This is a genomic window from Bradyrhizobium sp. 164, from assembly GCF_023073715.1.
Lineage (GTDB): Bacteria > Pseudomonadota > Alphaproteobacteria > Rhizobiales > Xanthobacteraceae > Bradyrhizobium.
Genome location: NZ_JADPKA010000029.1, coordinates 463,781 through 487,431, shown reverse-complemented (window position 1 = coordinate 487,431; position 23,651 = coordinate 463,781). Strand labels below are relative to the sequence as shown.

General features: G+C 64.1%; 20 protein-coding genes. 5 read left to right on the top strand and 15 right to left on the bottom strand.

Translation table 11 applies throughout. The annotated features are described in order from the left end of the window. Positions 1-4: 4 nt before the first annotated feature. On the bottom strand, positions 5-2,335 hold the full coding sequence (locus tag IVB01_RS13525) for an ATP-binding protein (RefSeq protein WP_247276007.1): 2,331 nt from the start codon (positions 2,333-2,335) through the stop codon (positions 5-7). A gap of 133 nt (positions 2,336-2,468) precedes the next feature. Here IVB01_RS13525 and xth point away from each other — a divergent pair, with 133 nt between their 5' ends. Then, complete coding sequence (xth, locus tag IVB01_RS13520) at positions 2,469-3,266, top strand: exodeoxyribonuclease III (protein ID WP_247276006.1); 798 nt, start codon at positions 2,469-2,471, stop codon at positions 3,264-3,266. Between the two features lie 16 nt (positions 3,267-3,282). Here xth and IVB01_RS13515 read toward each other — a convergent pair whose 3' ends face one another. From IVB01_RS13515 to IVB01_RS13480, 8 genes are all read right to left on the bottom strand, one after another. Beyond that, positions 3,283-4,107 (bottom strand): tetratricopeptide repeat protein, encoded by an 825-nt coding sequence (locus IVB01_RS13515; RefSeq protein ID WP_247276005.1) that lies wholly within the window; start codon positions 4,105-4,107, stop codon positions 3,283-3,285. Then, a complete protein-coding gene (gene ilvD / locus IVB01_RS13510; RefSeq protein ID WP_247276004.1) occupies positions 4,094-5,815 on the bottom strand; it encodes a dihydroxy-acid dehydratase in 1,722 nt (573 codons plus the stop codon). The genes IVB01_RS13515 and ilvD overlap by 14 nt, the downstream gene beginning before the upstream one ends. Positions 5,816-7,030: 1,215 nt before the next feature. Further along, entirely contained in the window at positions 7,031-7,606 is a 576-nt protein-coding gene (locus tag IVB01_RS13505; protein WP_247276003.1) for a hypothetical protein, read from the bottom strand. A gap of 66 nt (positions 7,607-7,672) precedes the next feature. Next, the gene (locus tag IVB01_RS13500; protein WP_247276002.1) at positions 7,673-7,966 is read right to left on the bottom strand and encodes a hypothetical protein; all 294 of its coding nucleotides are present in this window, start codon (positions 7,964-7,966) and stop codon (positions 7,673-7,675) included. A 34-nt stretch (positions 7,967-8,000) separates the two neighbouring features. After that, entirely contained in the window at positions 8,001-8,258 is a 258-nt protein-coding gene (locus tag IVB01_RS13495) for a hypothetical protein (RefSeq protein ID WP_247276001.1), read from the bottom strand. Between the two features lie 101 nt (positions 8,259-8,359). Continuing rightward, entirely contained in the window at positions 8,360-8,572 is a 213-nt protein-coding gene (locus IVB01_RS13490; protein ID WP_247276000.1) for a hypothetical protein, read from the bottom strand. A gap of 151 nt (positions 8,573-8,723) precedes the next feature. Next, positions 8,724-8,900: a hypothetical protein gene (locus IVB01_RS13485; protein ID WP_247275999.1), complete on the bottom strand. Its 177-nt coding sequence runs from the start codon at positions 8,898-8,900 to the stop codon at positions 8,724-8,726. 122 nt (positions 8,901-9,022) lie between these two features. Further along, positions 9,023-10,759, bottom strand: a complete 1,737-nt coding sequence (locus IVB01_RS13480) for an adenylate/guanylate cyclase domain-containing protein (RefSeq protein ID WP_247275998.1) — start codon at positions 10,757-10,759, stop codon at positions 9,023-9,025. Positions 10,760-11,078: 319 nt separating this feature from the next. Between IVB01_RS13480 and IVB01_RS13475 the strand changes: the two genes are divergently transcribed. Next, entirely contained in the window at positions 11,079-13,268 is a 2,190-nt protein-coding gene (locus IVB01_RS13475; protein WP_247275997.1) for a lytic transglycosylase domain-containing protein, read from the top strand. A gap of 76 nt (positions 13,269-13,344) precedes the next feature. Here IVB01_RS13475 and IVB01_RS13470 read toward each other — a convergent pair whose 3' ends face one another. Beyond that, a complete protein-coding gene (locus IVB01_RS13470; protein WP_247275996.1) occupies positions 13,345-13,701 on the bottom strand; it encodes a hypothetical protein in 357 nt (118 codons plus the stop codon). 1,334 nt (positions 13,702-15,035) lie between these two features. Between IVB01_RS13470 and IVB01_RS13465 the strand changes: the two genes are divergently transcribed. From IVB01_RS13465 to IVB01_RS13455, 3 genes are all read left to right on the top strand, one after another. Continuing rightward, positions 15,036-17,021 (top strand): PAS domain S-box protein, encoded by a 1,986-nt coding sequence (locus IVB01_RS13465; protein ID WP_247275995.1) that lies wholly within the window; start codon positions 15,036-15,038, stop codon positions 17,019-17,021. Next, on the top strand, positions 17,018-17,686 hold the full coding sequence (locus IVB01_RS13460) for a response regulator transcription factor (protein ID WP_247275994.1): 669 nt from the start codon (positions 17,018-17,020) through the stop codon (positions 17,684-17,686). Before IVB01_RS13465 ends, IVB01_RS13460 begins: the two co-directional genes overlap by 4 nt. Positions 17,687-17,781: 95 nt before the next feature. Then, positions 17,782-18,162: a response regulator gene (locus tag IVB01_RS13455; protein WP_247275993.1), complete on the top strand. Its 381-nt coding sequence runs from the start codon at positions 17,782-17,784 to the stop codon at positions 18,160-18,162. 52 nt (positions 18,163-18,214) lie between these two features. On the opposite strand, the gene IVB01_RS13450 is transcribed toward IVB01_RS13455, so the two are convergent. From IVB01_RS13450 to IVB01_RS13430, 5 genes are all read right to left on the bottom strand, one after another. Then, complete coding sequence (locus IVB01_RS13450; protein ID WP_247275992.1) at positions 18,215-19,183, bottom strand: tripartite tricarboxylate transporter substrate binding protein BugD; 969 nt, start codon at positions 19,181-19,183, stop codon at positions 18,215-18,217. Between the two features lie 83 nt (positions 19,184-19,266). Continuing rightward, positions 19,267-20,508, bottom strand: a complete 1,242-nt coding sequence (locus IVB01_RS13445) for a threonine synthase (RefSeq protein ID WP_247418374.1) — start codon at positions 20,506-20,508, stop codon at positions 19,267-19,269. A gap of 55 nt (positions 20,509-20,563) precedes the next feature. After that, positions 20,564-21,985 carry a dihydrolipoyl dehydrogenase gene (lpdA, locus tag IVB01_RS13440; protein ID WP_247275990.1) on the bottom strand — a complete coding sequence of 474 codons (1,422 nt, stop codon included), beginning with the start codon at positions 21,983-21,985 and terminating at the stop codon, positions 20,564-20,566. A gap of 16 nt (positions 21,986-22,001) precedes the next feature. After that, complete coding sequence (locus tag IVB01_RS13435) at positions 22,002-22,235, bottom strand: hypothetical protein (RefSeq protein WP_247275989.1); 234 nt, start codon at positions 22,233-22,235, stop codon at positions 22,002-22,004. A 22-nt stretch (positions 22,236-22,257) separates the two neighbouring features. Further along, positions 22,258-23,610: a pyruvate dehydrogenase complex dihydrolipoamide acetyltransferase gene (locus IVB01_RS13430; protein WP_247275988.1), complete on the bottom strand. Its 1,353-nt coding sequence runs from the start codon at positions 23,608-23,610 to the stop codon at positions 22,258-22,260. Between the last annotated feature and the right edge of the window lie 41 nt (positions 23,611-23,651).

Below are 23,651 nucleotides of genomic sequence, written 5' to 3'. Positions count from 1 at the left end.
GCACCTACGCGCCGGTGATCTGCCTTTCCTCGTCCGTCCACTCCACCTCGACCGGCATCAGCTCCGGCCGAAGCGGCGCATCCTCCGACATGACGTGGCCGTCCAGCGCACGTAGCAGGGCCGCGACCAGCGCAGGCTTGCGCAGCGGCTTGGGCAGAAAGTCCGACATGCCGGCCTCGCGGCAGATCCTGACGTCTTCGGGGAAGGCGTTGGCGGTGAGCGCGATGATTGGCAGGACTTCGAAGCGCCCGCCTTGCGCACGGATCGCGCGGGTTGCGGCAAGTCCGTCCATGTCGGGCATGCGCACGTCCATCAGCACGACATCGTAGTCGCCTTCAGAGGCTGCCGCGACGGCGTCGACGCCGTCGGTGACGACGCGCAGCTCAACATCGAATCCGCCGAGCATCTTGCTCACGACCATGCGGTTGACGGCGTCGTCCTCGGCGACCAGCACCTTCAGCGGCCGGTCGAGCCCGGCGATGCGAGCCTTGAGCTCGTCGCCGTCGTCGCGGCCCGCATCGTGGTCTGACGCCTCCGCCCGGCTCCAGGGCAACACCAGGGTGAAGCGGAAAGTCGAGCCCTCGCCCGGCATCGAGGTGACGCCGATGGTGCCGCCCATCTGTTCGATGATGCGCCGGGAAATCGCAAGGCCAAGGCCGGTGCCGCCGAAACGGCGGCTGATCGAGGCGTCCGCCTGGACGAAGTCGCTGAAGAGCTGGCCGAGCTTATCGGGGGCGATGCCGATGCCGCTATCGGTCACCGCCCATTCGACCGTCGCCAGCAGATCGCGCCGCGCCTGGCAGGTGACCGAAACCCTCACCTCGCCTTCGTCGGTGAACTTCACCGCGTTGGACACGAGATTGAGCAGCACCTGGCGAATGCGCGCGGCGTCGCCGCGCAGCGTCGGCGGCAGGTTCGGATCGAGCTCGATCTTGACTGCAACCCCCTTGCTCTTGGCGCTCGCGCGCGCAACGGACGCGGCGGTCTCGACCAGCGCCCGCGGCGCAAAGTCGATCGCTTCCAACGCGAAGCGGCCGGCCTCGAGCTTGGACAGATCGAGGATGTCGTTGAGGATGCGCTGGAGATTGTCGCCGGACTCGCGGATCGTGGTGACGGCCTCGTGCTGCTCCGGATCGAGCTTTGTCTCCAGCAGCATGCTGGCAAGCCCGAGCACGCCGTTCATGGGCGTGCGGATCTCGTGGCTCATCACCGCCAGGAAGTCGGACTTGGCGCGGCTCTCGGCTTCGGCCTTCTCCGCGCGCCAGCGTTCAGTCACGTCGCGGCCGAAGCCGCGATAGCCGAGGAACTGGCCGTCGCGATCGTGGGCGGGCTTCGCCGTCAGCGACCACAGCCGCGCCTCGCCCCCGGCGACGATCTTGATATTCATCTCATGCAGCGGCTCGGCCTGCTCCATCAGGCCGATGATGTTGTAGGCCGCGCTCTTGTCCTCGGGGCAGAGCATGTCGAGCACGTCGGCGAAGTGCGATCCCTTCAGGAGCGGAAGCGGCAGCTGCGCCACGTCCGCGAAGCGCTGGGGTACGTCGACGAGATGCCCTTCGGCATCGGTCTGCCACAGCCAGTCGCTGGCGTTCTCCTGAAAGTCCTTCAGCAGCAGCGAAATGATCTCGGTCTGCCGCTCAAGCTCGAGCTGGGCCTTGAGATTGCCGAGGAAGAGGTTGCCGTGGGAGACCATGTTGCGCGCCATGAAGAATGCGAACAGCAACAGGAACACCGCGGTCACCAGATAGGGCCCGTCACCGCACAGTAGCATCGCACCGGCGCAGGCGATCGTCATGGTGGCGAGATAGACAAGGCCGGCACGCGGGAAGGTCGACAGCGTGAACGCGCCGCCCGACATCATGCCGACCATCAGGCAGGCCAGGATGAGCTGGCTGGTTGGCACGATGCGGCTGAACAGCGCCAGCGGCAGCATGCCCCAGATCGCGGCGAGGAAGAACGCCTGCCGCAGCATCTGCCGCGCGGCACGCGGCGAGGCCTCCTGCGGCGGATTTCGATGCGACCGCCGCCACGAACGGACCGCGAGCGAGGCGGTGGCGGCGAGCGTCATACCCCAGATCGCGAGGAAGTCGTTCCAGCCCCTGCCCCAGAACAGGATCAGCACGACGGCGACGTTGAGCATGGTGACGGCCATCGTCACCGGAATCAGCCGCGTCACCGCCTCGATCTGCTTGGCGCGGATGCGCCGCAGCTCGCGCTCGCTGAGATCGGCCGTCAGACCATCCTCGATCTCGAAGCCGCCTAGCCAATACAGCAACGCGCCGATCACGCCGTCGCGCGGCTCAGTTCGCGTCATGGATTTGTCCGGCCATCCCATCCGAGGCACCTTTTCGGCATCAATGACCCGCCGCGCGCTTAAGCCGGGTTAATTTTGTGGGAGATTCTGCGGCCGCCTTGACGGGCGCGTTTGCATTTTGTTCTAACGGTGGCCCCGCCTGGAGCCCCTCCCAATGCCTATCAGAGTAGCCACCTGGAACGTGAACTCGGTCCGGCAGCGGATCGACCTGCTGCTGACCTGGCTGAAGGAGTGCCAGCCGGACATCGTCTGCCTCCAGGAGATCAAGTGCGTCGATGAGGCCTTCCCCCGGCTGGAGATCGAGGCGCTCGGCTACAACGTGGTTACGCATGGGCAGAAGACCTTCAATGGCGTCGCCCTGCTCTCCAAGCTCCGGTTCGACGAGACCAAATCGGGACTCGCCGGCGATGACGAGGATGCGCATGCCCGCTTTCTCGAAGGCGTGGTAACGCTCAAGCAGGGCGTCTTGCGCATCGCCTGCCTCTATCTGCCCAACGGCAATCCGGTCGGCACCGACAAATATCCCTATAAGCTCAAATGGATGTCGCGGCTTCTTGAGTATTCGAAGGAACGCCTTAAGGAGGAGGTCCCGCTGATCCTCGCGGGCGACTTCAACGTCATCCCGCATGCCCGCGACGTCCACAACCCCGCCGCCTGGACCGAGGATGCCCTGTTCAAGGCCGAGACGCGGGAGAGCTTTCAATCCCTGCTCGGGCTCGGCCTGACCGATGCCTTGCGGGCGGTCACGGATGAGCCCGGGCTCTACACCTTCTGGGACTACCAGGCCGGGGCCTGGCAGAAGAACCAGGGCCTGCGCATCGACCATCTCCTGCTGTCGCCGCAGGCCAGCGACCGGCTCGCCAATGTCGGCATCGACAGCTATGTGCGCGGTTGGGAGAAGCCGTCGGACCACGTGCCGGTATGGGCGGATCTCGATCTTGAGGCGGCATAAGAGCCGCCTCTGCAGATCACTCCCGGCGGCCCTGCACCCACTGCTCCAGCATTTGCAGGCACATGGCGCGGTCGTCGTCGGAGGCCTTGGCGAAGGCGCGGTTATAGCTTTCCTTGATCCAGGTCTCCTCGGCCCCGGCGCTGTCACGCGCCAGCGTCAGCCACATCAGGCCGCGCGCGACCTGCCGCGGCAGGCGGTCGCCGTTGAACAGCATCTGGCCAAGCAGGGCCTGCGCCTGATGCTGGCCCTTTTGTGCGGCGAGGCCGAGCCAGCGCGCGCCGTAGCGAAAATCCTCGCGCGAGGCGTCCGGCGTCTTCAGGTACAGGCGGGCCAGATCATACTGCGCGTCCGCGTTGCCGAAATAAGACGCGGCATAGGAGAACATCTCCCGCGCCCGCTCCGGATCCGACTTGATCTTCGAGTTCGGGATACCGCTGAGATAATAGCGGCCGAGCGCGACGAAGGCGTTGGCCACGATCTGCGCCTGCGGCGCCGACGGACTGTCCTCGGCATGCGCATTGGCGATGCGGCTGAAATATTCGAAGGCGCGCAGATCGTCCTGGGCGACGCCGTCGCCATTGGCGTACATGCGGCCGAGCTTCCACTGCGCGATGGGGTGGCCGCCCTCGGCGGCATATTGCAGGGCGCTAAGCGAGGTTTCCTGGGTTACGACCGCCGGCGGAATTCGGCTGCGAACCGTATTCGCGGCGCCCGGCAAGGTGGTCACGACCGGGATGGTCGCGTCCTTGTTCACCGGCGCACCGTCGAAGGCGAGCGCCGGTGCGGCCAGCGCTATAGCCCCCAACACAAACGCAACTATGGCACGCCTAGATGTCCGCATAGCACTGTTTCTCGTGCGCGCCGCCCGGATGGGTCACCGCCCCCCCGAGCGCTGGTCCAACCTGCTGAGCATACTTCCAGAGCGCACCCGACGTGTGGTTAGTCGCGCGAGGTGCCCATTTGGTCTTGCGCTGGGCGAGCTCCTGGTCGCTCAATTTTACGTTAAGGGTACCGGCGACGGCATCGATCTCGACGATGTCGCCGTCCTCGAGCAGCCCGATCGGGCCGCCAATCGCGGCCTCGGGCCCGACATGACCGATGCAGAAGCCGCGAGTCGCGCCGGAGAAGCGGCCGTCGGTGATGAGCGCGATCTTGCCGCCCATGCCCTGGCCAGTCAGCGCTGCGGTGGTCTGGAGCATTTCCCGCATGCCGGGACCGCCCTTCGGCCCCTCGTAGCGGATCACGATGACTTCGCCTTCGCGATAGGTGCGCTTCTGGACCGCCTCGAAAGCATCCTCCTCACGGTCGAAGCACCTGGCCGGACCGGTGAACCTGAGGTTGGACATTCCCGCGACTTTCACGATCGCACCTTCTGGCGCCAAATTGCCCTTCAGACCGACCACACCGCCCGTGACGGTGATGGGTTTGTCTGCCGGGTGCACCACGTCCTGGTGCGGATTCCATTTCACGCTCTTGAGGTTTTCGGCGATCGTTCGACCGGTGACGGTGAGGCAATCACCGTGAAGAAATCCGTTGTCGAGCAGCGTCTTCATCAGAAGCGGGATGCCGCCAACTTCAAACATGTCTTTGGCGACATAACGGCCGCCCGGCTTCAAATCCGCGACATATGGTGTCTTTTTGAAGATTTCGGCGACGTCGAACAAGTCGAACTTGATGCTCGCCTCGTGCGCGATCGCCGGTAGGTGCAGCGCAGCATTGGTCGAGCCGCCGGACGCGGCGACCACGGCGGCCGCATTCTCCAGCGCCTTGCGGGTGACGATGTCGCGCGGCCGGATGTTGGAGGCGATCAGGTCCATCACCTTCTCGCCCGCGGTCATGCAGAAGGCGTCGCGGATTTCATAAGGTGCCGGCGCACCGGCTGAGTATGGCAGCGCAAGGCCAATCGCCTCGGAGACAGTCGCCATGGTGTTGGCCGTGAACTGCGCGCCGCAGGCACCCGCCGAGGGACAGGCCACGCGCTCGATCTCGTCGAGGTCCTCGTCCGACATGGCGCCAACCGAATGCTTGCCGACCGCCTCGAACATGTCCTGCACCGTGACCTGCTGGCCGCGGAAATTGCCGGGCAGGATCGAGCCGCCGTAAATGAAAATCGACGGCACGTTGAGGCGGACCATAGCCATCATCATGCCCGGCAGCGACTTGTCGCAGCCGGCGAGGCCGACGAGCGCATCATAGGCGTGGCCGCGAACCGTCAACTCGACCGAGTCGGCGATGCATTCGCGCGACGGCAGCGAGGAGCGCATGCCATCATGGCCCATGGCGATGCCGTCGGTGACGGTGATGGTGCAGAATTCGCGCGGAGTGCCGCCGGCCGATGCGACCCCCTTCTTCACCGCCTGTGCTTGACGCATCAAAGCGATGTTGCAGGGCGCAGCCTCGTTCCAGCACGAGGCGACGCCGACGAAAGGCTGGTGGATCTGCTCGGTAGTCAGACCCATCGCGTAGAAGTAGGAGCGATGAGGCGCGCGCGCAGGACCTTCCGTCACGTGACGGCTCGGCAGCCTCTGCTTGTCGATCTTCGCGCGCATCGCAAACCAGTTTCCCCGGTCAACCCTTTCAGACCCGAAAAATCAGAGCCAAGATTTGAATCGACCTTGGGATTTCCCGTCGCCGTCGAAGACTGGCCGCTACCCTTAAAACATTAGAGTGATTTTATTCATGTTCGGGTGTGGCTAAAAAGCGGCGACGACGCGAACGGTCGGTGATCAAAGTTAAATCCGGGGGAGTGTTGCGCGGATAGCACAATCGTGGCTCGGAAGACACGGATAAGCCTACAGTGATACCTCGCGGCGAGGCCCAATCTCCGACTTGAAGGAGCGAAGAAGCTCCGCCCGGATCTGGTTGGTGACAGGAAGCGCGGCTGCACTGAGTCGGGGACCCGCTTTGCCTGATCATGTCCGTGCACACCTCGCTCGTGTCCGCGACAAGCTCCACATCGCCAGGCAAGCCCGGCGCTGGCGTCCGGAGCACGAGGGAGGTGTGACACACCGCCGTCGGCGCATCGCAATGATGGATCGAGAGGGGATATCGTAACTCTCCGACGTGCATTTCAACGCGCAGACACGCCTTCGCATCCTCGCGGCGCATTTCGCCCGAGCTTTGCTTCGTCGCTCCACCCTCAAAGCCGGGAGGGCGCAGGGGCGGCCGGGTGCTGACCTGGCACCCACGGTCCGCTGTGCGAAAGGCACACGCAGAAAACTGCACAGCGGCATACAGGTGAAGCCCAACACACGGCCTTCCCTGCGCAGTGGTTTGACGGCTTATGCCGCGCTCTCCTGGGAGCCGAATTCGTTCTGGCCTCCCTCGCCCTCGTAGAAGTCACGGACACCGCGCCGGTTGACGCCCATGCCGCATCCGCCAGGGCTTGACCGTAGCAACGACGGCCAGGACCACACGGTTTTGCCGTACGCGCGGCTCGCCTGCGCCGCAGGGTTCGACGGCGTTGTGCACTTTGCCATCGACATGCTGGCGCGACGAACCTGACAGCGCCGTCCGTCTGCGCGAAGCTTAAGGGCTCACGGAGAGCAATCCGCCCTGCCCTTGGCCTTTCGCGCCCGACGCTGCCGCGTCCACCGCAAGCCCGGCTCCGCGATCATCACGACACATGATCGCCCCTCTCGGATGAGCCGGGATGCACGACACATACGTCATTTCCGAATTTCGGTAAAGCGGAATATTTTTGAACGCGCCGCTTGACACGGGACAGGCCGAAATTGCCTGGTGTTTTGCCCGTCGGGATGTGCTCAGGCATTCCGCAGCGCGCGGACGAACGGATCGCCCACACGGACGATCTCGCAGACGGCGACGAGACCGGCGAGCCACACGGCACTGGTGAGCCCAATGCGCGTCACGATGGCAGCGGTGAAGGCGCCCTCTCCGCCGAGGGCCGGCGTCGCGGCGAGCAGCGCGAGCTCATAGGCCGCATAGGCGGCAACGAGCGTGACGGCCAGCGCCAGCGGCCTGCGGCCCTGCGGCAGCGTACGCAGCACGGCGGACGAAACGGCGGTCGCCAGCAGCACGGCCGCGCCGGTCGCAAAACCCCAGGCGATGGTGCTGCCGTCGATAGGGTAATGCAGCGCGCCGAAGCCGATGGCCTGGTTCACGAGCCAGACGCCGGTGACGACGAGCAGTGCCGGCCGCAGCGGCAGCATCGCGGCCGCGACAACCGCGAAGGCCGCAAACGGCGTGGCGCAGGCGAACGCGAAGCTTCCGAGCGCGCCTGACACCGCCAACAGCGCAAAACAGAACATCCGCGCAAGGCGCGGCGCGACGGGGTGAAGCCGGAAACGGTCGTCATGAGATGGCAGGATGAGAGCCATGGTGATCTCCAGACGGTCGTCTTACCACGTCTGGTGATGATTTACGATTTACGCAAGCCAGCACGATCAGGCCGGCGTTCTCTCGGAGCGCGTCCGGACCACGGCCCGTTCGCCGGCGTCGACGAGCTGGCCGATACCGGTTCGGCCCATAAGCGCGCACCGGACGATGTTTTCAGCGACCGACCTCCGGAAGCCATAGTCCTCGCCATCGGGGCGACCGCGGCAGATCCGGTCCAACGCCAATTTCATGTTGATCCGTGTGCGGGTGTCGAAGTGCTCGCTGATCATTCGCCCGGCCTCGATGGGTTGATGTTGGGCAGAAACGCCCGCCGGTGGGCCCGGTTCCAAATCGGAGATCAAGGGACGTCCCGTCAGACTGCGAGTGCGTGGCGACTTACGTCCGCCCGCGCGGGCGCTGGGCTTGCGCCCACGCAACGGCGACGTCGCGTGGCGGAACATCGATGCGCTTGATCGGCGTCAGTTCGCCGGAGGCGGAGACGATCGCGGTCTCCTCGCGGCGGCAGCGCGGGCACACGAAGCGGACTTCGTGCGGGGACGCCGACCAGCTTGAACGTTTGACGTTGGCAGCCATCGGCCAGGCGTCGCAATGCGAGCACGACACCAGGAACCGGCCGGGATCGAGCATACCCATTCCATCGAACTCCGCGTCCTGCCCGCTTCCTCAATGATTAATCCATGTGAATCGTTCCGGTGCCTAGGCACCGCCGGGCTTGGCGCGTCAGGGACTTTGGATCAGTGCGCCCCCTTGAGGGTGCAGGAGGTCGTGCAGGTCACCGTGGTGCCGCGATCGCATGCTTTGCAGGCGCTGACGCACTGGTTCATGTCGCGGGGATTGTAGCTGCTGTAGTTTCGCATCGGGCAGGTCGAGGCCGAGCCGGTGATGTCCTGCTCCTGATTGCAGGCTGCCATCATGAGCGCGACTGTGATCACTGCAACGAGGCGCATGGGATTGCCCGTCGAACATGGCAAGTGACACTCGCGGGGCGCGCTGCATTGCAACGAATCCCGGCCTTCCCACCACGAACCGTCGCCGATCAGCGACATCCGCATGCTGCGAGAATGCGCGCCAAATGTTAAGAACGGATTGCAGCCGGCCTCAGGCCGCGGCCCTGGTCGCGATCGCCTGCCGCGTGTCCAGCGCCAGCTGGCGGTACTGTTCTCCGAGATTCAGATAGAACTCGCGCTTGGCGCTGTCGGTCGCGAGCTTGGCGATCAGCTCGCACTCCGCGGTGAGCGTCTCGAACCGTTCGAGCCTGTCCTCAAGATGTGTCATCGGCGTGTCCCCATCAGACGCCTCAAGGACATCAAGCCTAAGCCCGGGAAATAGGTCACGGCGAACATCGTTATGAACCAGAATCGTTTTTTCCGGTCTGCGGCGAAGGACGGCAGGCACGGCTATTTCTGCTCCAACCGCCAGGCGCCATCCCAACCGCCGTCGGGCGGGTTGGCCTCGAACTGCGTGATGCGGCCGAGCAGCGTGCGCGAAGGACCGTCGCCCGGGACCGCTTCGAGCGCGGCGTTGAAGGCGGCGCGGGCATCGCCGAAGCGCCGGGCGCGATAGGCGGAGAGACCTTCGGCATAGTGCGTGCGCAGGCTCGCTTGGGCATCGGTGAGTGCGTTGGCCCTGCCCATCACCTCGAAAACAGCTTGCGGTGCGCTCTGGCCCGCCACCGCGAGACGATCGATCTCGCGCAGCTCGAGGCGCGCGCCGACCGCCTCTGCCGTTGCCTGCGAGATCAGGATGCGGGTCCCATACGCCTTGTTGGCGGCCTCCAGCCGCGAGGCGAGGTTCACGGCGTCGCCCATCACGGTAAAGCTCATCATCAGCTCGGAGCCGATGCTGCCGGTCAGGACCTCGCCGGTGGCGATGCCGATGCGCAGATCGCAGGGCGCCGGCATGGCGCGGATGCCGAGCAGATCCGGCAGCTGCTTCTGGAGCGCGGGCACCTGATCGGCCATCTCGATGGCGGCAAGGCCGGCGAGCATCGCCTGCTCGTCCTCCTCGATAAAGGGCGGCCCCCAATAGGACATGATGGCGTCGCCGATATATTTGTCGATGACGCCGCGATTGCTGCGGATGGGGCCGGACATCACCGTGAAATAGTGGTTCATCACCTTGACGAGACCGCGCGGCGTCATGCCTTCGCTCATCGAAGTGAAGCCGCTCATGTCGCAGAACATGATGGTCATGACCCGACGCTGGCCCTCGATGGCGACCTCCGGCCGGTCAATCAGGCCCTGCACCACCTTGGGGTCGATGTAGCGCCCGAAGGTCTCGCGGATGCGTTCGTTGTGGCGCAACTGCTCGATCATGCGGTTGAAGGCCGCGGCAAGCTCGCCGATCTCGTCCTGCGTGGAAACGGTGATCGGCTTGTCGAACCGACCCGCCTCGACCTCGCGGGTGCCAGCGAGCAGCAGTCGCACCGGGCGCGTGATACCGCTACTCACGAGCAGCGCAAAGGCAAATCCGACGATCGCTGCGAGTAGGGTCACGACGCCCGACACGATGATCGTCTGGTGCTGGCGGCTGATCACCTGCGACGTGCTGAAGAAAACCTGCGCCAGCATGTCGGTGCGGATCGCATCGATCTTCTGGTTGAACTGGTCGCGCAGCGCATCGATGTGCTCCAGCGTGCCGCGGGCCTCCGCCATCTGCTTGGCATCGACCTGCTTGACCAGCTTTCCGTGGTCCTCGTCAAGATCGCGGCGCAGCTCAGTGACGGCGGTCTCGATGCGGAGCTCGATCCGCGCCAGCGCGGCATAGTCGGACGGGGTCCTGGGATCGTCGATGATGGCGTTGATGAGCTTGCGTGCACTCTCGGCTTCCTCCTCGATCTTGCGGTCGGTTTGATCGAACTCGCGCAGGCGCGCCGCATAGGCCTCCTCGTCCGATGGCGACTGCATCTTGGTCATGACCATGCGCCGCAGTGCCAACGCCCGTTCCAGCGAACGGACGTTGGCCCGCGCCAGATGCCCATAGGCCGGGATGTAACGGTTGGTCAGCTCGTCCAAGAGCACGCCGACCTGGCTCGACATCACCATCGACAGGATCGAGGTGATCAACATGAGAACGATCAATCCGAGGGCGACCCCGACGATCTTGCGCCGAATCGACTGGTTGAAAATCGGCATAGGTGCAGGGCAAAGGCTGAAAGGATGAACGATGGAACTCAATACACCGGAATTGGTCGTAGGGACACGCACAATCTGGCGGGCCTGACGTCCTGAACCTACACAACCCCTGCGAGAGCCCACTAACAGAGGTTTAAAGGCGCTGTCCTTCCACCATTTCGCACGTTCCCGAGTTCCCATCCGTATTTTGCCGCATTGTTGCGGGAGCGTGAGAAATGCGAAACGATGTCATGACATCGTTTTGGTGTCTTTTTTTGATTCTCAAGCCGCATGTCGTCGCGGACCTTGGTTTGTAGTGGTTTCGCAGGGGGGCCATGGAATGAACCAGTGCCTACGCTCGCTCGCGTGTGTCGTTGCCGTGGCCGCGATCGCCCTCCTTCCCACGGCGTTGGCGGCGAAGAGCAGTCATAAATCATCTGCTCCGAAGAAGACGAATGAGGCGAAGGCCGGCAAGCACCGCCATGCCTCGGCCGCCAAGGCGCGGCACGGCAAGCACGCCGAAGCCAAGCGCAAGTCGAAGAAGACGGTCGAGGTACCCTCGGATAAGCCGGCACCGCCGCCGCTGACCGGCGATCTCGCCGCGCTGAGGGATGCGATCGACCTCGCGCGCAAGGGCAAGACCGAGGATGCGGGCGCCGCACGCGACCGCATCACTGACCCCGCCGGACAGAAGCTTGTGGACTGGTTCATGCTGCGCCATTCCGAGAGCACGGCGAATTTCAAGCGCTACGCCGCCTTCCTCGCCGCCAATCCGGACTGGCCGAGCAGCGCTCTGCTGTGCCGGCGCGCCGAGGCGCGGCTGTGGCAGGAGAAGAGCGAGCCGGCCATCGTGCACAAATTCACCATGGACCGGCCGACCAGCGCCAAGGGCAGGTTCGCGCTGGCCCGTGTGCTGCTCACTGAAGGCGAGACCGACAGGGCCGCGCGTCTCGTGCGCGAGGCCTGGCGCACGGATGAATTGTCCGAGCGGAGCGAAGAAGACTCCTACGCGGCGTTCCACGACCTTCTATCCACCGACGATCACCGCGCGCGCATGGACAAGCGTCTCGGCGCCAAGGACTACGCAGGCGCACGACGCGCAGCCAAACGTCTCGGCGAGGATGCGCTCGCGATCGTAAAGGCCTGCGCCGCCGTCACCGGCAAGGCTAGCAAGGCCAAGGACTATCTCGAGGACGTCTCGACCGAGGCGCGGCGCGATCTCGGCTATGTACTGTGCCGCGCCCAATGGCATCTTCAGAACGACCGCATCGACGACGCAGCCGAGGTGATCCTCACCGCCCTGCCCGACACGATGGCGGCGCAGGACACCGATGCCTGGTGGCGCGAGCGCCGCCTGCTGGCACGCAAGCTGCTCGACCAGGGCAAGTTCAAGACCGCCTACGACGTGGTGCGCACGGCCGCGGTGCCGGAAAAGGAAGTCTACCGCGTCGACTACCATTTCATGTGCGGCTGGATCGCGCTGCGCTATCTCGACGATCCCAAGACGGCGATGGTGCACTTCGCCGCAATCGACGAAGGCTCGGCCAATCCGATCGCGCTGTCGCGCGCCCATTACTGGCGCGGCCGCGCCGCCGAAGCGATGGGCGCCACCGTCGACGCCCGCATGAGCTACAAGGCGGCGGCGCGCTATCAGACCGCCTATTACGGCCAGCTCGCCCGCGCAAAGCTTGGCCTCGACCGTATCGAGCTACGTGCGCCCTCCCCGGTGTTGGCCACTGCCGACACGCAATTGGCGGACGAACGCGTGCGCGCCGCCAACATGCTCTACGATATCGGCGAGCGCGGCGTGGTGTTCTATTATGCCGAGGATTTTGCCAAGGAGAGCACCGAGCTCGCGGCGCTCGAAGCCCTCGCCGAGCTCGCGGGCCGGCGCAGCGATGCGCGCGTGATGCTGGAGATCGGCAAATCGGCGCTGGCACGCGGGCTTGCGCTCGACCACTATGCCTTCCCCACCATCGGCGTTCCCGAGCACAAACAGGTCGCGCCCGCGATCGAGACCAGCGTGATCTATTCGGTGGCGCGCACCGAAAGCTCGTTCGACCAGCGCGACAAGTCGCCGGCCAATGCGGTCGGGCTGATGCAGGTGACGCCGGAAGCGGGCCGCGACACCGCCAAACGCTTCGGCCTGACCTATGACTGGAACAGGATGGTCTCCGATCCCGTCTACAACACGCAGATGGGCGCGGCCGAGCTCAGCGCGCTGTTCTCGGAATATCGCGGCAACCAGATCATGACCTTCGCCGGCTACAATGCCGGCCGCGGTCGCGTGCGCGAATGGGTGCAGGCGCGTGGCGATCCCAGAGACCCCAAGGTCGATCCGGTCGACTGGGTCGAGCGCATCCCGCTGTCGGAGACGCGCAACTACGTCCAGCGCGTGATCGAGAACGTGCTGGTCTACCGCGCACGGTTCGAAGACAGCGGCATGATCGCCGGCAAGAGCGACCAGCGCGTCGTCACGCACGAAGCTGGCGCAACCGCACCCGTGGCGGCCGCAGCACCTGCTCCCTAGTCAACGCCGCCCGGGGCTGAACGCGGCGCCTGCAAGGTTACGGTGCTGCGGCTTCCACGCGCGTGCAGTCGCGCAGCTAGGTGTCACCTCCTTCCATCGTGATCAGATCGCGACCGTCCAAATATGCGCCGGTCAACGCTCTTGCGAAGGTCCAGGCGTGTATCGTGCAGCTCCAGCACGAGACGGCCGTCAGGACCGCCAACGTCTCGATCATGTTTCCAGCGAACTCGACGTTCTCGGCGGCCCGTTCTGTCCACCCGGGCATCGACCATCGCATAAACGTGACGAGTTCGCCGCGGCGGTAGCAATCGTAGTCACAGTAACGGCGCTGCGTCCGCACATGCCGGACATAGCCGGAGCGGATTGACCGCGAGCATGTGCTGCACGTGACGGCGGGCAACGGGGGGTCGTGATTGACCACCACGAATTTCATGAAGCCGCCCTCACGCCATCTTTGGCGAGCGCTTCGCAGAACAGCGCGTAGCACTGATAGTCGCAGTAAGGCAGACCTGTCCGAATCTCGCGGAGATAGCTGCTGCTGATCGGCTCGCAGCACTGCATGCACCAGGTCTTCCGGAACGGAGTCCGGCCGTTCACCAATACGAACGCGAATCTCACGTGGCACCTCCCAAAGCGAAGCAGTAAACGCTGTCCAACGGAGAAAGTGCGGGCGGTGGAGCGCAAAGATGGTTTCGGCCGTCCGGATTATCCCTGTTTCGCTCCACTTTTTGCGGTGGGATCAGAATGAATCTGCCGTCCTCCCTGCGCCGTGCATAGAGCCGGCCGTCAATGTACTTGATATCAGTCGGATAGCAGTCAGCGCTGCTGCAGCAACTGAGGCTCGGATTGTCCGGCATGTGCCAGGTCGAATAGAATTTTTCGTGCAGCGCCTGGTCCTGGGGTGGATGCTGGCGATGAACGGCACCGTCTCTTGTCTCCTGCGCCTGGACCGTCGCAGCGGAGCCAAGGAGAACCATCGAGCACAAGAGCTTGCATGAGCGGTTCAACGCACGAGCTCCGCGATTAGAAGTCAGCTCTCCAGTTCAGCCCTCACGCGACCTGAGCCCGGAACAGCCACCGGCGGTCGCGTTCGCGGCGTGTGCGGAAGCGATCAACGCACTTCTTGGAGCAGAGCGCTGTGCGCCAGGAATAGTAGCGGATCAGGCCAAACTTGCCGCCACACACCGCACAGCCTTTGATTGAAGAGCAACGTTCGGACTCGGATAGGCGAGGCTCAGGAAGTTGCGACGTATTGCACATTGTTCTCTCCCTTGTTGCTTGGTTCCCGTCGACCTCACGCGGGTCGTGAATTGCTCCAACGCGGCTGGGTGTCGAGAAATGCAGCGGCCTCGTCCTTGGTCGTGCCTGTTAGTGAGAGGCCTCGGCCGTAGGCTTGAGACCCGATCTCGCCCGACCGATGCGATTGGCTGGTCGACACTCCCGATGGTCATGAGGCTAGTCCGCCAGGCATGAGGCGCTCAATTGTACGGAGGTAAATGGCCGCCATGACTAGGAATAGACGAGCTATACCTAGGTTTGTCCCGTACTCGCCCGGGGGCTCTCGCGCGGGCTCGCGTTCAACGAGACCACGCACGATGCGCGGGTTGCACGGCTACCGCGAAAAATCGGGCGCTGAGGTGACCAGGACGGCGAGCAGCCAATTCCAAGCCCAACGTCGTCACCGGCATCCGACTTTGGCCGGAATTGCTCCTCCGGCGGCAACGTGCTCTACTTGTGTTCACGCAGAGAGCGCCGGGAGCGTCTGCGATGAAGCCGGGCCGGGCAGCAACGTTCGGGAAGTCAGCCGCGCAATACCTCGCCGGCTGCCTCAGGCAAGTTGTCACCCCCAAGCCGCGCAGCGAGCCCAGCGACGCCGGTCTGCTGGAGGCGGTCAAGCAGTGGCAGCAAGTCTTCGAGCACAACCCGGTCATGTATTTCATGGTCGATCCGAGCGGAACCGTGATCAACGTGAACACGTTCGGCGCGGCGCAACTGGGCTATACGGCCGCGGAGTTGATCGGCCGATCAGTGCTGGATGTGTTCTTCGAGGAAGATCGCGACTTCGTACGCGCGTGTGTTGCGCTGTGCCTTGAGACCGTTGATCAGTCACACACCTGGGAAATCCGGAAGGTTCGCAAGGACGGCTCGGTGCTATGGGTGCGCGAGAATGCCAAGACCATGCTGCGGGGCAATGGCGGGCCGATCGTGCTGGTCGCCTGCGAGAACATCACCGAGCGCAAGGAAGCGGAGAATGCGCTGCGACAGAGCGAAGCTTACCTCGCCCAGGCACAGGAATTGAGCCACACCGGCAGTTTCGGCTGGAGGGCTGCAACCGGCGAGATCACATGGTCCAAGGAGACCTATCGCATCTTCCAATGCGACGAGGGGACCAAGCCAGAGATTCCCTTCATGCTCCAGCGCATCCATCCGGAGGACCGGCTCGCAGTGCAGCGGATCACGGGCCGGGCGGCGCGCGAGGGAAAAGATTACGATCACGAATACCGGCTGGTGATGCCCGGCGGTTCCATCAAGTACGTCCGAGCGGTCGCCCGCGCGACGCGAGATGCGAGCGGTCACGTGGAGTTCGTGGGGTCGGTGACTGACATCACGGCGACCAAGGAGGCAGAGCGCAGACTTCGTGACAGCGAGCAGCGCTTTCGCGACTATGCCGAAACCGCCTCCGACTGGTTCTGGGAGACGGGACCAGACCATCGCGTCACTCACATCTCGGAACATTCTGATACCGTCACCGCCCCCGCGGGCCTGATCGGGCTCACGCGTTGGGACATTGCTCCCGACGCCGATCTCGAGCCCGAAAAATGGCGACAACATCGGGCGGCGCTCGATGCCCACGTCCCGTTCCGCGATCTGGTTTACCGCAGCAAGGACCGCAACGGACAGCCGATCTATGTGCGGACGAGCGGCAAGCCGTTCTTCGACGCCAACGGCACCTTTCTGGGTTATCGGGGCGTCTGCACCGACGTGACCGCGGCCATCCGGGCCGATCACGCCGAAGAGGCGCTGCGCAAGGCGCAAGCCGAGCTCGCTCATGTGACTCGCGTCACGATGCTGGGCGAGCTGACCGCTTCAATTGCTCACGAAATCAACCAGCCCCTCGCCGCCGTGATCGCAAACGCCGACGCCTGCCTAGCCTGGCTGCAGCGCAGTCCGCCCGATCTCAAGGCGGCGCGCCGCTCCGTGGAGTGGATCATCGAGGACGGCAAGCGTGCCAGCGACGTCATCCGTCACGTTCGGGCGCTCGCCAAGCGTTCCGATATCGAGATGGCTCCGCTCGAAGTCAGCGTGGTCGTGCGCGAGGCTGTCGCGCTCGTTCAGCGCGAGATGGCGAGCCATGCCGTGTCGGTTCGAATGGAACTGTCGTCGGCACTGCCCAGGATCTTTGGCGATCGAATTCAATTGCAGCAGGTCCTCATCAACCTGATCAAGAACGGCATCGAGGCCATGGAAGGCATCGATGACCGCCCGCGCGAGCTGGCGATCCGTTCAGCGGCCGACGACGATGGCGCGGTGCTGGTGAGCGTCTCCGACTGCGGCGTCGGCATCTGCGAACAGGCAATGGACCGCCTGTTCATGCCGTTCTTTACCACGAAGTCCAGCGGCATGGGCATGGGCCTGTCGATCTGCCGCTCGATTATCGAGGCACACGGCGGACGACTTTCCGCCATACCGAACCAGGAGCGCGGAGCGACTTTTCAGATCACCCTGCCACTCCATCGAGAGGAAGCACCGTGAACGAGCGCGCGGGGCCTTCGCCCAAGGAGGACGGCGATCAGCCAATCGTCTTCATCGTCGACGACGACGCGTCCATGCGTCGTGCGCTTACCAATCTGTTCGAGTCGGTCGGCCTCAAGGTCGAAGCATTCGGCTCGGCGCCGCAACTCCTCCAGACCAAGCCGCCGGAAGTCCCCAGTTGCCTGGTGCTCGACATCCGCCTGCCCGGAACGAGCGGCCTTGAGCTGCAAACCGATCTTGCCAAGGCAAATATCCATACGCCGATCATCTTCATCACCGGTCATGGCGATATTCCCATGACTGTTCGGGCCATGAAGAGCGGCGCGATCGACTTCCTGACCAAGCCGGTTCGCGACCAGGAAATTCTCGACGCGGTCCAGGCCGCGATCGAGCGAGACCGCAAGCGCCGCGATCTTTACAAGACCGTCTCGGACGTCAGATCGCGCTTCGAGTCACTCACCTCGCGGGAGCGGGACGTCTTGTCACTGGTGACGTCGGGCCTGATGAACAAGCAAGTGGCCGCCCAGCTCGGTTTGGCGGAAATCACCGTCAAGATCTATCGCGGCCAAATCATGCGGAAAATGGGGGCGAAGTCGCTGGCCGACCTGGTGAGGATGAGCGAGGCGCTCGGGATTCGACCCAGCAAGCCCGACGTACAAACCTAAGTATGAGTTTCCAACGATGACCGGCGGGTCCACCTTGCGGGTTTATGTGAGGCCGTAGCGACGGCAAGCGTAATTCCGGGCGAGGAGCGGACGTCTTGTCAGTGGCTTCGGTCATTTCTGTGCTTGACGATGATCCCTACGTGCGGGCCGCGATCAACAATCTCTTGGAATCCCGCGGATACATCGTCCACACATTCGCCTCCGCCGAGGAGTTTTTGAGGTCGACCGATTCGACCGACACCTCCTGCGTGATCGCGGACGTGCAGATGCCGTCGGTCACTGGAATCGATCTGCTGACGCAGATGCGCGCGCAGGGGTCGTCAACGCCGTTCATCTTCATCACCGCTTTCCCGGAGGAGAGCGTGCGTGTGCGTGCGCTTAAAGCCGGGGCAAGTTGTTTCCTCGGTAAACCGTTTGCCGCCTCGGATCTGATGAAATGCCTGGAGGTGGCGCTGCAGCAGGTGACGAAACCATGAAGTGATTGTCCGGCGATCAGCGAATGCGACGCTGACACCAGCGCAGCCCACCTCAATCCACCTTGATATTCGCCGCCTTGATGATCGGCCACCATTTAGCGATCTCCGCCTTCTGGCGGTTGCCGAGCGCTTCTGGCGTGAGCTGATCCTTGGGCGTCATCTCCAGGCCCTGGCTTTCGAGCTGCTTCTTCACTCCAGGATCGTTCAGCGCTTCCACGGCCGCCGCGTTGAGCTTGGTCACGACCTCCTTCGGCGTGCCCTTCGGCACCCACATGCCTGACCACAGCGTCATCTTGAAACCCTTCAGGCCCGCCTCCTCCGCGGTCGGAATCTCCGGCGCCGACGGCAGGCGCTTGTCGTCGGTGATGGCGTAGGCGCGGATGGTGCCGGCGCGGACCTGGTTGATGGAATTGGAGGTCTGGTCGACGATGAGATCGATCTGGCCGGCGATGAGATCGTTGAGGGCGGGCGCTGTGCCGCGATACGGCACGTATTGCAGCTTGATGCCGGAGACGCTCTCGAAATAGACGCCGGCGATGTGGCTGCCGGAGCCTGCGCCGGCCGTGCCTGCCGTGGGCGGCGATGGCCGCGACTTCAGCCATTCAATGAGCTCCTTCAGCGAGGTCACCGGCACCGCGTTCTTGCTGACCACGATCATCGGATTGCTCGGCAACAGCACCACCGGCTCGAGGTCGGCGACAAGGTCGTATTTGAGCTTGTAGACGGCACCGTTTGCGACGTGGGTACCGAGATGGCCGAACGAGATGGTGTAGCCGTCCGGCGGTGATTGCACGGCGCGACCGACGCCGATCGAGCCGCCCGCACCGGTGACGTTCTCGATCACCACGGGCTGGCCAAGCGATACGCGCATGCGCTCCGCAAGCACCCGCGCCATTGCATCCGACGGCCCGCCGGCCGCGAATGGCACGATGATGGTGATGGGACGCGTGGGATAGTCGTCAGCGCGCGCGGCGCCTGCAACAGCGAGAATGGCAATCAGCGCAGCCCAAGCGGCCTTCATAGTCCTCTCCCCAGCGATGTCTTTGTTATTGTGACCCTCTGCCCGCGTACGGGAAGAGGGATCGTTCGTGGCGTATTGCCGCGCTAGAACTGCGTGTAATCGATCGGCTTGTGGCGATCGAGCGTCCGGGTGACCGGCGGCAATGGATATTTCAGTCCGGTCGCGCAGTTGAACAGCATGACGCGGTCGGTCTTGCTGACACGGCCATCGGCAAGGCTCTGCTTGTAGGCAGCGTAGGTGGCGGCGCCCTCGGGACACAACAGCAGTCCCTCCTCGCGCGCAACCTCGCTCAGCGCCGACGAGATCTTGTCGTCGTCGACCGCGATGGCAAAACCCTTGCTCTGCCGCACCGCGCGCAGGATCAGGAAATCGCCGATCGCCTGCGGCACGCGAATGCCCGAGGCGATGGTGTGGGCATCCTCCCAGCGCGTCGCATGCTCGGCGCCGGCGTCATAGGCCCGCACCATCGGCGCGCAGCCCGAGGCCTGCACCGCGACCATGCGCGGACGCTTGGACCCGATGAAGCCGATCTTCTCGAGCTCGTCGAACGCCTTCCACATGCCGATCAGGCCGGTGCCACCGCCGGTCGGATAGAAGATCACGTCGGGCACGTCCCAGCCGAGCTGCTCGGCAAGCTCGAGGCCCATCGTCTTCTTGCCCTCGATGCGGTACGGCTCCTTCAGCGTCGACGTGTCGAACCAGCCGACTTTTGCTTTCCCCTCGCCGACGATCTTGCCGCAATCGTCGATATAGCCGTTGACGCGATAGACGGTCGCGCCCTGGAGCTCGATCTCGCTGACATTCACCTCGGGCGTATCGGCCGGGCAGAAGATCGTTGTCTTGATGCCGCAGGAGGTCGCATAGGCCGCCAGCGCGGCGCCGGCGTTACCATTGGTCGGCATCGCCATGTGCTTGATGCCCAGCGCCTTGCCCATCGACACCGCCATCACGAGGCCGCGCGCCTTGAACGAGCCGGTCGGCAGGCGCCCTTCGTCCTTCACGATGATCTCGCCACCGCCGAGTTTGGCGCCGAGCTTCGGCAGCCGGATCAGCGGCGTCGTGACCTCGCCGAGTGAGACGATGTCCTTGCATTTGCGCACCGGCAGCAGCTCGCGGTAGCGCCACATGTCGGCGGGACGCTGGGCCAGGGCGTCCTTGGTCAGCGCCTTCTTCACCCCAGTGAGGTCGTAGCGGACCAGCAGCGGCTTGCCGGCCTTGGAGAGATTGTGGACCTGGTCGGGGGCGTAATGATCGCCTTCCATCGCGCATTCGAGATGCGTGACGAAGGTCGGACGTTCGATGGTGAGGTTGTCGTTGTCGTGCATGGGGTGGTTTCCTTCTTATTCTGGAGAACAGCTCTTTGGTCGTCATGGCGAGCGTTCAAATATTCAGCACCCGTCCATAAGCATCCAGCACGGCTTCCTTCATCATCTCCGACAGCGTCGGATGCGGGAACACTGTGTGCATCAGCTCTTCTTCCGTGGTCTCCAGGTTCATGGCGACGACGTAGCCCTGGATCAGCTCGGTGACTTCAGCGCCGACCATATGAGCGCCGAGAAGCTGTCCGGTCTTCTTGTCGAAGATCACCTTGACGAGGCCCTGGTCCTCGCCGAGCGCGATCGCCTTGCCGTTGCCGACAAAGGGGAAGCGGCCGACGCGGATCTCGCGGCCGCTCTCCTTGGCCTTGGCCTCAGTCAACCCGACCGATGCCACCTGCGGATGGCAATAGGTGCAGCCCGGGATCATGTTCTTGTCCATGGGATGCGGATTGAGACCCTTGATTGCCTCAACGCAGATCACGCCCTCATGCTCGGCCTTGTGCGCGAGCATCGGGGGACCTGCGACGTCGCCGATGGCGTAAATGCCAGGAACGTTGGTCCTGCCGTGGCCGTCCACCACGATGATGCCGCGATCGGTCTTCACCCCAAGCTTTTCGAGGCCGAGATTCTCGACGTTGCCGACCACGCCGACAGCGGAGATCACCCGTTCGAACTCGGTCGCCACAGGCTTGCCCTTGCCGTCGTCGATGGTGGCGACGACGCTATCGGCCTTCTTCTCGAGCTTGGTGACCTTGGTCGAGGACATGATCTTGATGCCCTGCTTCTCCAGGCGCTTGCGCGCCAGGCTCGCGATCTCGGCGTCCTCGACGGGGAGGATCTGGGGTAGCACCTCGACCACCGTGACGTCGGAGCCCATGGTGTGGAAGAACGAGGCGAACTCGATGCCGATCGCGCCGGAGCCGACCACCAGCAGCGACTTCGGCATCCGTTCCGGCACCATCGCCTCGAAATAGGTCCAGACCAGCTTCTTGTCCGGCTCCAGCCCGGGCAGCACGCGCGGCCGCGCGCCGGTCGCAACGATGATGTGCTTGGCCTGGTAGCTCCCCTCGCCCAACGTGCCCTTCGGGCCCTCGACGTCCGATTTACTCACAGTGACCTTGCCGGTCGCGTCGATCGACGCCGCGCCCCAGATCACGCTGACCTTGTTCTTCTTCATCAGGAAGCCGACGCCGTCGTTGAGTCGTTTCGAGACGCCGCGCGAGCGCTGCACCACAGCCTTCGGGTCGAAAGACACTTTCTCTGCCGACAGGCCGTAATCCTTGGCGTGCTGCATGTAGTGGTAGATCTCGGCCGAACGCAGCAGCGCCTTGGTCGGAATACAGCCCCAGTTCAGGCAGATGCCGCCCAGATACGCTTTTTCGACGATCGCCGTCTTGAAGCCGAGCTGTGCGGCGCGGATCGCGGTGACATAGCCGCCGGGACCGGAGCCGATGATGATGACGTCGAAGGATGTATCGGCCATGGCGCTCCCGTTCAATTCAAGAGGCGCCGCGAGCGCGGCGCTTGAAGACAACAAACCTGACTAGCCATTCGATGATCCCGACCAGGACCAGAATAGCCAGCGCGCTCAACACAATGGGTTGAGCGATGTTCCGCGATAATTGCTCTGCCGACAGGAAGGCGGACTGAAGAAAATCGAGCCCGATCGGATTGAGCGCGACGATCCCCCCAAGCAGCAGCGATATCCATGGCCAGCGGGTACGGACATGCAACGTTGCCCCCTCTGCCGCCGCGTCAGACCATCATCATGACGGGATTTTCGATCAGCTGCTTGAACGCGCCGATCAGCTCGGCGCCGAGCGCGCCGTCAATGGCGCGGTGATCGCAGGACAAGGTCACGCTCATCATGTTTGCGATCTCGATCTTGCCACCGCGCACGACGGGACGCTCTTCGCTGGTGCCGACCGCGAGGATGGTCGCGTGCGGCGGATTGATCACCGCGGTGAAGTGACTGATGCCGTACATGCCGAGGTTGGAGACGGCCGTGGTGCCGCCCTGGTATTCCTCGGGTTTCAGCTTGCGCGAGCGGGCGCGCGCGGCAAAGTCCTTCATCTCGTTGGAGATGGTCGAGAGCGTCTTGGTCTCGGCCTTGCGGATGATAGGCGTGATCAGGCCGCCTGGCATCGCGACGGCAACGCCGACGTCGGAATGGTGGTGCTTGACCATGCCGCTTTCGGTCCAGCTGACGTTGCAGTTCGGGATCTTCTGGAGTGCGACCGCCATCGCCTTGATGACGAAGTCGTTGACCGAGATCTTGTAGAGCGGCTTCTTCTCCTTGTCCTTGGGAGCAGCCGCATTGATCTCCTCGCGCGCGGCCAGCAGCTTGCCGATGTCGCAATCGATGGTGAGATAGAAGTGCGGGACGTTCTGGATCGATGCGGTCAGGCGCTGCGCGATGGTCCGGCGCATGCCATCATGCGGGACGATGTCGTAGGAGCCCGGCTCGAACAGCGACAGGATCTGCTTGTCAGACATGGTCGGCGCGATCGAGGGCGCCCCAGACGGTGCTGCGGCGGGAGCCTTGAGGCCCTTGCCGGACTTGGCCTGCTCGACGTCACGCGCGACCACGCGGCCGTGCGGGCCAGTGCCCGTGATCATCGCAACATCGATGCCGGCTTCCTTCGCGATACGGCGCGCGAGCGGCGATGAGAACACGCGGCCGCCATGGCCGTTGCCCTGCGCGGCGGGAGCTGCAGCCGGCGGAGCCGGTGCGGCGGCAGCCGGCGTCGCCTTGGGTGCGGCCGGCGCAGGTGCCGGTGCCGGCGCGGCAGCAGGTGCCTCAGCGGTCTTGGGCGGTGCAGCCGAGGCGGTCGGCTTCGCGGCGCCCGCGGCTTTCACGTCCTCGCCCTCGCCGGCCAGCACCGCGATCACGTCGTTGACCGGAACGTCCTGGGTGCCCTCGGGCACCAGGATCTTGGCGATCGTGCCTTCGTCGATCGCCTCGACCTCCATGGTCGCCTTGTCGGTCTCGATCTCGGCGATGACGTCGCCGGATTTGACCTTGTCGCCCTCCTTCTTCAGCCACTTGGCGAGGTTGCCCTTCTCCATCGTCGGCGAAAGAGCGGGCATCAGGATGTTGATGGGCATGCTGACCTCACGAAGAACTTCTCAAAACGTCGTCTCCTGAA

Coding starts and splice junctions, on each gene's coding strand:
- IVB01_RS13495 (WP_247276001.1), bottom strand. CDS start 8,258: ATGGGTATGCTCGATCCCGGCCGGTTCCTGGTGTCGTGCTCGCATTGC.
- IVB01_RS13485 (WP_247275999.1), bottom strand. CDS start 8,900: ATGACACATCTTGAGGACAGGCTCGAACGGTTCGAGACGCTCACCGCG.
- IVB01_RS13515 (WP_247276005.1), bottom strand. CDS start 4,107: ATGCGGACATCTAGGCGTGCCATAGTTGCGTTTGTGTTGGGGGCTATA.
- IVB01_RS13470 (WP_247275996.1), bottom strand. CDS start 13,701: ATGAAATTCGTGGTGGTCAATCACGACCCCCCGTTGCCCGCCGTCACG.
- ilvD (WP_247276004.1), bottom strand. CDS start 5,815: ATGCGCGCGAAGATCGACAAGCAGAGGCTGCCGAGCCGTCACGTGACG.
- IVB01_RS13505 (WP_247276003.1), bottom strand. CDS start 7,606: ATGGCTCTCATCCTGCCATCTCATGACGACCGTTTCCGGCTTCACCCC.
- lpdA (WP_247275990.1), bottom strand. CDS start 21,985: ATGGCCGATACATCCTTCGACGTCATCATCATCGGCTCCGGTCCCGGC.
- xth (WP_247276006.1), top strand. CDS start 2,469: ATGCCTATCAGAGTAGCCACCTGGAACGTGAACTCGGTCCGGCAGCGG.
- IVB01_RS13445 (WP_247418374.1), bottom strand. CDS start 20,508: ATGCACGACAACGACAACCTCACCATCGAACGTCCGACCTTCGTCACG.
- IVB01_RS13430 (WP_247275988.1), bottom strand. CDS start 23,610: ATGCCCATCAACATCCTGATGCCCGCTCTTTCGCCGACGATGGAGAAG.
- IVB01_RS13480 (WP_247275998.1), bottom strand. CDS start 10,759: ATGCCGATTTTCAACCAGTCGATTCGGCGCAAGATCGTCGGGGTCGCC.
- IVB01_RS13525 (WP_247276007.1), bottom strand. CDS start 2,335: ATGGGATGGCCGGACAAATCCATGACGCGAACTGAGCCGCGCGACGGC.
- IVB01_RS13475 (WP_247275997.1), top strand. CDS start 11,079: ATGAACCAGTGCCTACGCTCGCTCGCGTGTGTCGTTGCCGTGGCCGCG.
- IVB01_RS13450 (WP_247275992.1), bottom strand. CDS start 19,183: ATGAAGGCCGCTTGGGCTGCGCTGATTGCCATTCTCGCTGTTGCAGGC.
- IVB01_RS13490 (WP_247276000.1), bottom strand. CDS start 8,572: ATGCGCCTCGTTGCAGTGATCACAGTCGCGCTCATGATGGCAGCCTGC.
- IVB01_RS13465 (WP_247275995.1), top strand. CDS start 15,036: ATGAAGCCGGGCCGGGCAGCAACGTTCGGGAAGTCAGCCGCGCAATAC.